The organism is Bacteroides clarus YIT 12056 (assembly GCF_900129655.1).
Lineage (GTDB): Bacteria > Bacteroidota > Bacteroidia > Bacteroidales > Bacteroidaceae > Bacteroides > Bacteroides clarus.
Genome location: NZ_FQWK01000001.1, coordinates 254,899 through 266,108, shown reverse-complemented (window position 1 = coordinate 266,108; position 11,210 = coordinate 254,899). Strand labels below are relative to the sequence as shown.

General features: G+C 45.2%; 9 protein-coding genes. 5 read left to right on the top strand and 4 right to left on the bottom strand.

Going from position 1 to position 11,210, the window contains the following annotated elements; genetic code table 11:
* The first annotated feature begins 28 nt into the window (after positions 1-28).
* Positions 29-1,192, top strand: coding sequence for a dienelactone hydrolase family protein (locus BUB52_RS01025; RefSeq protein WP_009123037.1), 1,164 nt, complete (start codon positions 29-31; stop codon positions 1,190-1,192).
* Positions 1,193-1,238: 46 nt separating this feature from the next.
* Here the strand turns inward: BUB52_RS01025 and BUB52_RS01020 are convergent, their stop codons facing one another.
* Together BUB52_RS01020 and BUB52_RS01015 are read right to left on the bottom strand one after the other, a co-directional pair.
* On the bottom strand, positions 1,239-2,561 hold the full coding sequence (locus tag BUB52_RS01020) for an acetylxylan esterase (RefSeq protein WP_009123036.1): 1,323 nt from the start codon (positions 2,559-2,561) through the stop codon (positions 1,239-1,241).
* 19 nt (positions 2,562-2,580) lie between these two features.
* Positions 2,581-4,347: a pectinesterase family protein gene (locus tag BUB52_RS01015; RefSeq protein ID WP_009123035.1), complete on the bottom strand. Its 1,767-nt coding sequence runs from the start codon at positions 4,345-4,347 to the stop codon at positions 2,581-2,583.
* Positions 4,348-4,406: 59 nt separating this feature from the next.
* Here BUB52_RS01015 and BUB52_RS01010 point away from each other — a divergent pair, with 59 nt between their 5' ends.
* Positions 4,407-4,754, top strand: coding sequence for a cupin domain-containing protein (locus BUB52_RS01010; RefSeq protein WP_009123034.1), 348 nt, complete (start codon positions 4,407-4,409; stop codon positions 4,752-4,754).
* A 7-nt stretch (positions 4,755-4,761) separates the two neighbouring features.
* On the opposite strand, the gene BUB52_RS01005 is transcribed toward BUB52_RS01010, so the two are convergent.
* On the bottom strand, positions 4,762-5,730 hold the full coding sequence (locus BUB52_RS01005; RefSeq protein WP_009123033.1) for a pectinesterase family protein: 969 nt from the start codon (positions 5,728-5,730) through the stop codon (positions 4,762-4,764).
* Positions 5,730-6,953: a glycoside hydrolase family 88/105 protein gene (locus tag BUB52_RS01000; RefSeq protein ID WP_039951076.1), complete on the bottom strand. Its 1,224-nt coding sequence runs from the start codon at positions 6,951-6,953 to the stop codon at positions 5,730-5,732. The genes BUB52_RS01005 and BUB52_RS01000 overlap by 1 nt, the downstream gene beginning before the upstream one ends.
* 291 nt (positions 6,954-7,244) lie before the next feature.
* Between BUB52_RS01000 and BUB52_RS00995 the strand changes: the two genes are divergently transcribed.
* The 3 genes from BUB52_RS00995 to BUB52_RS00985 all read left to right on the top strand — a co-directional run bounded on the left by BUB52_RS00995 (position 7,245) and on the right by BUB52_RS00985 (position 11,207).
* Positions 7,245-8,618 (top strand): PTS galactitol transporter subunit IIC, encoded by a 1,374-nt coding sequence (locus BUB52_RS00995; protein WP_009123030.1) that lies wholly within the window; start codon positions 7,245-7,247, stop codon positions 8,616-8,618.
* Between the two features lie 47 nt (positions 8,619-8,665).
* Entirely contained in the window at positions 8,666-9,622 is a 957-nt protein-coding gene (gene kduI / locus BUB52_RS00990) for a 5-dehydro-4-deoxy-D-glucuronate isomerase (RefSeq protein ID WP_009123029.1), read from the top strand.
* A 142-nt stretch (positions 9,623-9,764) separates the two neighbouring features.
* Positions 9,765-11,207: an MFS transporter gene (locus BUB52_RS00985; RefSeq protein WP_009123028.1), complete on the top strand. Its 1,443-nt coding sequence runs from the start codon at positions 9,765-9,767 to the stop codon at positions 11,205-11,207.
* Positions 11,208-11,210 lie beyond the last annotated feature (3 nt).

Below are 11,210 nucleotides of genomic sequence, written 5' to 3'. Positions count from 1 at the left end.
TATCTTTGTTTTTATTTTAAATATCGGCATGAGACTATTTGTTATTCTTTTTTCCTTTTTACTTTTCGCCAACCGGACTGTAAAAGCACAGACAGATACAATAAGCTACGGGGTGATAAAGAATATGCCCGCTTTTTACGAGCAACTGAAACAACAACTTACCTATCCCGAAGCATGGGGAAATTCCGCAACAAAAGACTTCGGAAAATGGAGAGCGGAAGCACGGAAAACGGTGATGGAATGTATGCAGAATCTGCCTCCCGCTCCCAAAGAGTACGATATGTCCGTTGTCGGAACGGAGCAACGGGCAGGATATGAAGCCCGCAAAATATGGTTCAATGTTTCGGAATGGTCTCGCATACCGGCCTATTTATTGGTTCCTGACGGAAAAGGGCCTTTTCCGGCCATAATAATGCTGCACGACCATGGAGCGCACTTTTCCATCGGCAAAGAGAAAATGGTGCGTCCTTTCGGTGTTTCACCGGAAATATCGGCCGATGCCGGAGACTGGGTGGTTCGTTGTTACGACGGGCAATATACAGGGGATTACTTTGCGCAAAACGGTTATGTGGTATTGTCCATTGACGCCTTGTTTTGGGGAGAACGCGGACGAAAGGAAGGGGTAAGTTATGACGGGCAACAGGCACTGGCTTCCAATTTTATGCAAATGGGGGCTTCTTGGGGAGCCTTTATCAATATAGATGATGTACGTAGCGCTGAATTTCTGGCTTCTCTGCCAATGGTGGATAAGGAAAAGGTCGGTTGCTTGGGATTCTCCATGGGAGCTTACCGTTCATGGATGTTGGCTGCGCTGACCGATTGTGTAAAGGCATCCGCTTCCATCTGCTGGATGAATACCACGGAACATCTGATGGCGCTGACCAATAATCAGAACAAAGGCGGTTCGGCCTACTCCATGCTTATTCCAAATTTAAGGCGTTATCTGGATTACCCGCATACGGCAAGTATCGCGTGCCCCAAACCCTCTCTTTTCTTCAACGGAGCTAAAGACAAGTTATTCCCGGTGGCAGGGGTGAAAGATGCGTATCAAGCGATGAGGGAAGTATGGGAAAGCCGGCACGCCGGCGACAGGCTTGTCACTAAAATATGGGAAGAGAAGCACTTCTTTAACAAAGAGATGCAAAAGGAGGCGCTGGAGTTTTTTAATAAAGAAATGAGAAACAATGATTAACGGCTGGGAGTGTTCAAATACATTTTGACACACTCCCAACCGTTAATCACTGTTTCAGATGTTTCTTTATCCAGACCAAATGTCCATACTCCGTATCTTCGGATGTCCAATGTTCGTTAACGGGAGTAATAAGCGCTTCTTTGGGACAATCCAATACATTGTATACAATATAACTGGTAGTAGGCGGACAGGTATCATCGTTGTACCCCCAAGTCATGTAAGTAGGGATTTTTATCCGGCGGGCAAAGTTTACTACATCATAATAGGCCATTGTATTCAGCTTGTCGGCAGTATCCATGCCGGCCACACGGAAGAAATGCGGATAACCGCCGGCTCTGCCAGCCTTATATCCTGCCATATCGCTTAAAGCCGGATGATTGGCAACGCATGCTGTCACACGGGTATCCAATCCGGCGGTAATCAGCGCCAAAGCGCCACCCTGGCTACCGCCTTGCACGATAACATTTCTGCCATCCCATTCCGGTAAGGAAGTCAGGAAATCAATACTGCGGACGCATGCCAGATACACACGCTTCATGTAATAATTGTCCTTGTTATCCAAGCCGTTGGACAGGTATCCGTTCTCTCTGCCGTTGAACGCATTGCTAATTTCCTTAAATTCGGCTTCGGGCATCTCCGGATTGAGTCCATGTATCTCTATCTCGAAACGGATGCAACCCTGTTCTGCATAGTATTTGTGGCGAAGAGGGGCTTTGATGGTTTTGATTCCTGCTCCCGGCGGGCAAAGTACTACCGGACAGGCACCTTTCCGCATATTCTTGGGACAAGTCAAATAACCATAGATACTCTGTCCGCGACCGTTAAGCCGGAGCTTAACCAAATAGCAATCTATCTCATCGGTGGAATACTTTTCAACCCGCTCTTTCGTATATGCCAAAGGGAAAGCCGCGGCTTCGGATTTATTCTTATCCCAAAACTCATCAAAATCGGCAGGTGTCTTCGTATAAGGTTGAAGCTTCTCGGGTGAGAAGCCTACCTTTACATGGTGCTTATAAGTCTTTCCGCCAATAGTGGCTTGCAGACGGCAATCCCGAAACCCGGGCTGCTTCATGCTACCGATAGTAACGACGGCCTTGCCGTTCTTCAATATAACGGAACCTTTTGTATCGGAAGGCATCATATCGTCTCCGAGTTCGTAATTGACTGTCACGCCGTCTTGCGGAATACCGTATTTGTAGAACTGCACCTCTACGGTAGCTTTCTCGCCTGTCCGATAGAGCCAATCGGCATGATTAGGAACGGTTACCCAAAGCACATCGCTCCTGTAAGGATAATTCTCTGCAGCGGCAGTCAATGCCATCCCCAGCAGCAGAGTGATAACTCCCAGAATTGTTTTATTCTTTACCATTTCAGACTTGTTTTATCAATCAACGTTTGATGTCTACCAGCGCATTACCGTTGGCAACCGGATTCCAACCGTCGCTACCGGCAAGAACTGTATCGATTTCATATCCTTCCGTGTCTTTCAACTGATGAGAGAAAGCGGCACGGGATTTAGGATTGGCTCCCGGACCATAGCTGTCATATTCAGCATAGAAAACCGTTTTCTCGGCATCTTTCTTGTTCCAATTGTGCCAACCGGCGGGAAGAATATGCTTTCCTAAATCACAATGAATAAACACGGCCCGGGCAAAAGGACGCCACGGACGGGATAGATAAACGTTCTTCACGTCTGCATCCGCAGTCAGTTTGCAGTCATAGAATACATAGCCGTATTTCTGCCCTTCATCGGTAGAAGGAGCCGTGACATAACCATCGCGTTTACTATGGATATGGCAGCGATTGAATACCGCCGTAGACCAACCGAATATAAAATCGACCGTACCTTCTACATAACAGTCCTCATAATACTGCCGCATTCCTTTTCCGTAGGTGTAGAGCGTATCTTGAAAACCGAGGAAACGGCAGTTCTTAAAATAAGCGCGGTCGGCGCTGATAAAACAGGCAACCGCCTGTCCTACCGGACCGGATGTATTTTCAAATGTAATATTCTCCGCATAAAAGTCGGGTGCATAGATATAGCAGGAAGACGAACCGGACGTACCTTTATTTTCACCAAAAACGTTCGGCTTGCCGGCATAATCGTCGTATGATATGACAGCCCCTTCCTGGCCTATCAAGGAGACGTTAATCTTGCTTTCGGGCACAATCAGCTTTTCTTTGTATACGCCTTTACGCACCAGTATCGTGGTACGGACATTCTTGCGGAAATCGGGTACGGCATTGATAGCCTCCTGTACGGTAAAAAAGTCGCCGCTACCGTCTTGCGCTACCACGAAATCATAATGGCGAACATATTTTGCCAACTCAGGCACTTCCCGGGCAATGACATCTACCGTAATACCGGCAATGACACGTGCGCCGTATATGTTGAGATGAGTATTGTCTTCGCGCCCTTTAGGCATGGCGGAGATAGTGTTGGCAGGTACCCACATGAAAAGCTTCTTCGATTCTTCCGGTCCCAGTCCCTCTACCAGATCGTGGGTGAGCTTATTCATATCGATAAAAGGAACATTCAGTTCCTTCGCTACATTACGCGGAGAATCCAGATAGGCTCCATGCGTATCAATCAGTTTGTCTCCTTCCACCACGCTGTGTTTTTGAGAAGCATCCTGTTTGGCATCAGGGTTGATTCCTTTACGGATATCATCCTGAAGAATAGCTTCTGCTACGGCTTTATTGTCGGCTGTGCCGAAGTTACGGCGTACGATGGAATTGAACAAAACGGGGATGCCGCCTTTCGCACGGGTTTCATTAACGAACTTACGCAGGTTGGCATCGAAAGTTGTTCCCGGATCTGTATGGCGGTCTGCTCTCGGCTTCTCGTCATTATGTCCGAACTGGATAAACACATAATCGCCTTTCTTCATCTGTGAAAGAACTTTGTCCCAGCGTCCCTCATCAATAAAACTCTTGGAACTGCGCCCGTTCATAGCATGATTATCCACCCGTATATCTTCTGAAAAGAAACCGGGCAATACATGCCCCCACCCTCTTTCAGGGTTACCGCCCGCCAACGACTTATTTGCCATTGTGGAATCACCAATCATAAATATCGTGATTACCGGCTTATCAGCCGTGAAAGCGGAACACAGAAAAAATGCTGCCAACAGCAGAATCAATTTATTTTTCATGGTTTTCAAACTTATTATTTAATATCGTATATTTGCCAAAATAAAATATCTTCCACACAATGAAAAAGACTAGAAGCAATACATTCGTTCTCGAAAACGAGAAAGTATGGGAACCCGCCGGTGAAGGCGTTGTTCGTCAGATTTTGGGGTATGACGGTCAGGTAATGCTCGTTAAGGTTAAATTTGAGCAAGGCGCCGTAGGCACACCGCACACCCATTATCATACCCAGACAACTTATGTGGCAAGCGGCAAATTTGAATTCACCGTTAATGGTGAAAAACAAATCGTGTCGGCAGGCGACGGAGTTTACATTGAACCGGACGCCGAACACGGATGCACTTGTCTGGAAGCCGGTATATTAATCGACTGTTTCAGCCCCATGAGAGCGGACTTTCTGAAACCGTAAGTTTAGCTTACGGTTTCCACTCACTGCATATCTTGAAAAGGTAGCTCATATCTTCATACTTTGCAACATCCTTTTGGGTCAGCCGCTTTATCCATTTCACCCGGTTGGTATCATCAGCTCCCTCTCCCGTATTGCCGAATTCGGCATAGCGGGCTGTCTTCTCATTTTCGGGATTACGCCAATTATTCCAGCCTGCCGGACAAATATGCCTGCCCAATTCACAGTTGATAAATACGGTAGCCGCATACGGGCGCCACGGACGTCCCAAATAAACCTTATCGACGCCCGGAGCAGCAGTCAGTCTGCAATTCTTAAACACATAACCCACTTCAATCTCCTTTGGAGTAGAGGCGGCCGTTATGTATGAATTGGATTTACTATGAATAATGCAATCCTTGAATAATGCGGTAGAAGGACCAAAGATGAAATCGGTAGTACCCTCGATATAACAATTCAGAAAATAGAGACGGGTACCTTTCGCACCGGTGTAAACGGTATCCTGGTTTCCCAGAAAACGACAATTGATAAAGACCAGACGGTCGCCTTCCGTATGAAGCGCAACAGCCTGCCCCAATCGTGCGGCGTTATTCTCTATCGTCAAGTTCCTAAAAGTAATGGAACTTCCCTCCACTTTTAAAGTATAGGTACGAAAAGTACCCATCTTGTTTATATTGGCATGGTCGTCATAGGTAATAATCGTATTCTCTACATTCTCACCGATAAAATCGACGTTTTCCAGCCAGGAAGGAAGAACGACCTTTTCTTTGTATACTCCCTTTTTAACCAATACCGTCACCTTATAATCCATGAAAGCACGGATACCTTCCATCGCTTCGGTCAGCGTACGGTAATCTCCCGTACCGTCACGTGCAACCACAATCGTGTCTTTCCATTGCTGTGCCGCAGATAAAGAACCGATTCCGCACAGCAAAGTCATCACAAAGCAACACAATGTTTTCACAGTAACTTTCATCATCACTTCTGATTAACGATTGCTTTCACGTCCTGAAGACGTTCCCACTCCAATGATGCAAGAATAAACGGACCCACGGCTTTAGGATCGTTGTTGCGGATTGTTTCATTGATGTAATAATCATAATCGCCCGAACGATACACTTTTCCACCAAGACCGGCTACGGCACAAGCTTTTGTGATACTTACCACACCGTTCTTATCCACTTCTATAAAGTTATCAAGAATGCCTTTATATCCTTTAACAGCCACTTCCAGATAGGATTTATCGATATATCCCTTACGTACGCCCTTAAACAGGGAATATACAAACATGGTAGAGCAGGAAGATTCCAGATAATTGCCCGGGGCCCCGCTCTTGTCCAATACCTGATACCACAAACCGGTCTTGGAATCTTGCAGACGTTTTATCTGAGAAGCTATTTTATTGAAGATAATCAACATGGAGTCACGTCCCGCTTCATGTTCCGGAATAAAATCCAAAGCATCGACAAATGCCATAGCGTACCAGCCCATAGCACGTCCCCAGCTATGTTTGGATTGTCCGGTAACCGGATCTGCCCAACGCTCTTTGCGGCTTACGTCGCAAGCATGACGATAAACATCGTTCTTCGGGTCGTAAGTATGGCGCGCAGCCATCAGGAATTGATTGATAACATCGGCATAATCATTTACCCGATTGTTACGGAAAGCATATTCCGCATAGAAAGGAGCTCCCATATAAATACCGTCCAGCCATACTTGGTTCGGGTAAATCTTCTTATGCCAAAAACCTCCGTCGGCATTTCGGGGATGCTCATCGAGCTGGCTTCTCATCAAAGCAAGCGCTTTCTTGTATTTCTCATCCTTTGTCTGTTCGTAAATACGGAACATAAATTTACCGGAGTTTATACGGTCAAGGCTGTATTCTTCACGTTTGTACATTTTGATAGTTCCGTCGGCATTTACCATCGTATCGGCATAGGCCAATGCATAATCATAGATTTTCTGATCACCGTAACGGTCATATACATCCAGCATAGATTGCAGCTCCAGACCGTGGCAATAGTCCCATTTCAGCTTCGGCTGAAAATCCAGCTGCCAGGATTCCGGGCAGCGAATCATTTCGGATTCCACCATACGTACCGACCACGGCAGGTTTGTGCTTACACCCTGCGCAAACATACTCAAAGGAGAAAACAACAATAAACCGGATACAATAAAATTACAAATAGAGTTCTTTTTCATGAAGTTGTTCTTTTTTGGTATTAGACCTTATAATTTTTCACGAAACAAAAGTAGAGGTTTCTTTTCAAACACCTGTGCACTTTTTGGCGCAGAGGGTGTATTTTTTGATTTTCGTGTACGGAAACAAACAAAATTGTGCACGATAACGACAAATTTGTCCAAAATCATCCTTATTTACTATTTATTATGCCTTTACAGTTTGATTAATTGGGAAAAGGTCTTATTTTTGACCCCGATTTTCAATTCATACTATTGTAAAACATAATCATTTATCAATTAAATCACAAAAGAATGGAACAAGTTTTCGGTTACATCATCGCTTTGGGAGCGTCTGTAATGATGCCTATTATTTTTACAATCATAGGCATGTGCATCGGAATGAAATTTGGAAAGGCTCTGAAATCAGGTCTCTTCGTCGGAGTCGGATTCGTAGGTTTAGGTGTAGTCACCGCCCTGCTGACAACAAACTTTGATACTCCCTTGAAAGCCATATCCGATTTGTATCACCTGCAACTGAATGTATTCGACATGGGATGGCCTGCAGCCGCCGCCGTAGCTTACAATACCGCCGTTGGTGCACTCATCATTCCTATCTGCTTAGGCGTTAATTTCCTGATGCTTATCACTAAGACCACACGTACGGTAAACATAGACTTGTGGAACTACTGGCATTTCGCTTTCATCGGCGCTGTGGCCTATTTTGTTACCGGCCAAAACTTGGCATGGGGTTACTTCGCAGCCATCATCTGCTACGTTATTACACTGGTTTGCGCAGACCTCACTGCAGAAAAATTCCAAAAGTTCTATGATTTGGACGGAATCTCCATTCCTCAGCCTTTCTGCCAGAGCTTTACACCGTTTGCCATACTTATCAACAAGGCGTTAGACAAAATCCCCGGTTTCTCCAAACTGGAAATCGATGCAGAAGGCATGAAGAAAAAGTTCGGCGTAATAGGCGAACCGTTGGTATTGGGAGTTATCGTAGGTATGCTGATAGGTTGGGCTGCGCAGCTCGACATCAAGAAAGTACTCTTCCTGGGTATTACAATGGGAGCCGTAATGGAACTTATTCCCCGCATAACTTCTCTGTTTATCGAAGGATTGAAACCTATCTCCGAAAAGACTTCGGAGCTGGTAAAAGCTAAATTCAACGGTAAGAAAGTACATATCGGCATGAGCCCTGCATTGGTTATCGGTCATCCCGCTACACTGGTGGCGTCGGTTATCCTGATTCCCGTTATTCTGGCGCTTGCCGTATTCCTGCCGGGTAACCAGTTCCTGCCATTGGCTTCACTTGCAGGTATGTTCTACTTGTTCCCCATGATATTGCCCTTTACCAAAGGTAATGTGTTAAAAACTCTCATCATCGGTCTTATTACTTTGATATTGGGTCTGTACTTCGTAACGGACATGGCGCCCGACTTCACATTGGCCGCCAATCAGGTATATGCCGAAACACACGATCCTACGGCACACATTCCCGAAGGTTTCGATGGTGGAGCCATTGACTTTGCCGCTTCTTTCTTCGGTTGGACCATATACAGAGGTATAAAACTCTCGTATGCAGGTGCTGCAATTCTGGTTGTGATAGCAATCGCCATGATGCTTATCAACCGCCGCATCATCATCCGTAGCGAAAAAGAAGCCCAAGCAAGTGCTAAATAAAAGAAAATTCAATCACAGCATATTAATATTTAAAGTTTATATCAGACATGAAAAAATTAGCAATTGCCCTGATGTTGGGTGCCGCCGCAATTACGGCTTCCGCCCAAGTAAATTACACTGTGCAGACTGCCTGCCATCCGTTGGACGTAAAGCACTATGATACAGAACGTCTTCGTAGCGCCTTTATGATGAGTAAAGTAATGGCTCCGGATGAAATCAACGTTACTTATACTCTCTATGACCGTTTGATTTACGGAGGTGCAATGCCTGTAAATAAAGTTTTGAAACTGGAAACCTTCCGTGAACTGGGTCCTGAAATCACTTACTTCCTTGAACGCCGCGAACTGGGTGTTATCAACACCGGTGGTGACGGAGTAGTTACCGTAGACGGTAAAGAATACCCAATGAAATATAAAGAAGCGCTTTATGTAGGTTGCGGTAACAAAGAAGTTACTTTCAAAAGCAACGATGCCGCCAACCCTGCTAAATTTTATATCAACTCGGCTCCGGCTTACAAACCGTACGTTACTCAGTTGATTACAACCGATGCCAAACTTCAAAAAGCCAATCCTAAGAAATATGCTCTGGGTATCTCCGATCATTACGGAAAAATGGAGGACAGCAACGACCGTATCGTAAACCAGCTGATTGTAAAAGATGTTTTAGAAAGAGTAAAAGACGGCGGTACAAACCAATTACAGATGGGACTTACCGAACTTGCTCCGGGTTCTGTATGGAATACTATGCCTGCTCATACTCACACACGCCGTATGGAAGCATATTATTACTTCAACCTGGCTCCGGGAAATGCAATCTGCCACTTAATGGGTGAACCTCAAGAAGAACGCCTCGTTTGGTTGCACAATGAGCAAGCCATCACTTCTCCTGAATGGAGCATCCACGCTGCCGCAGGTACCAGCAACTATACTTTCATTTGGGGTATGGGAGGTGAAAACCTGAAGTATAGTGATAAAGATGAAATCAAATACACAGATATGAAATAATATCCGTAGACAAGGAAATAGGCATGGTTGTTCGCAACTATGCCTATTTTTGTCATTTTCTCCATGATTTCTACCAAATATTACACACACACATAACACGAGAACGCGTATTTTTGCAACATTAAATAATAAATCTATTATCATGAGTACAATTCAGAACACACTGGGCAAGATGTCCAATTATCGTTGGACCATTTGCGCCATGTTATTCTTTGCGACAACAGTTAACTATCTCGACCGCCAGGTACTATCACTTACCTGGGATGAATTTATCAAACCGGAGTTTCACTGGGACGAATCACATTACGGTACAATTACAGCAGTCTTTTCATTTGTATATGCAGCTTGCATGTTGTTCGCAGGCCGTTTTGTAGACTGGATGGGGTCTAAAAAAGGATATTTATGGGCCATCGGTATATGGTCTTTAGGAGCTTGTCTCCACGCTTTCTGCGGTATTATCACAGAACATTTCGTAGGGCTGCACAGCGCGGCCGAATTAATGGGCGCCACAGGTGATGTAGTTGTAACCATTGCTACAATCAGTATGTACTGTTTCCTTGCAGCACGATGCGTACTCGCATTGGGAGAAGCAGGAAACTTCCCCGCAGCCATCAAAGTTACGGCTGAGTACTTCCCTAAAAAAGACCGTGCGTACGCAACTTCCATCTTCAATGCAGGCGCGTCCATCGGAGCTTTGATCGCACCTCTCTCTATTCCTTTGCTGGCAAAAGCCTGGGGTTGGGAAATGGCATTTATCGTAATCGGTGTGCTTGGTTTCATCTGGATGGGTTTCTGGATATTTATGTACACAGCGCCGGCTAAGAGTAAACATGTGAACAAGGCTGAATTAGAGTACATTGAACAAGATAATTATGAAGAAGAAGGAAACGCGGTACCGCAAACAGAAGAAAAGAAAATGAGTTTTCTGCAGTGTTTCAGCTATAAACAGACTTGGGCATTTGCCATTGGTAAATTTATGACTGACGGTGTATGGTGGTTCTTCCTTTTCTGGACTCCTTCCTATTTGAACACGCAGTTCGGTATCAAAACTTCCGATGGCTTGGGTATAGCTTTGATTTTCACATTGTATGCTATCACGATGCTCTCAATTTACGGCGGAAAACTACCTACTATCATTATCAAGAAAACAGGTCTGAATCCTTATGCGGCACGTATGCGCGCCATGTTGATTTTTGCTTTCTTCCCTCTGTTGGTATTGCTGGCACAGCCTTTGGGCACTATCTCTCCCTGGTTCCCGGTTATACTGATCGGTATCGGTGGTGCAGCTCACCAGTCATGGTCGGCTAATATCTTCTCTACCGTAGGCGATATGTTCCCGAAAACCGCTATTGCAACGGTTACCGGTATCGGTGGCATGGCAGGTGGCATAGGTTGCATGGTACTTCAATACGTTGCCGGCGAACTTTTCGTTTATGCCGGAGAAACCAATATGGCATTTATGGGCTTTGAAGGAAAACCTGCCGGATATTTCGTTATCTTCTGTGTATGCGCTGTAGCATACCTGATCGGATGGTGTATTATGAAAGCATTAGTTCCGAAGTACAAGCCTATCGTACTGAACTGATAC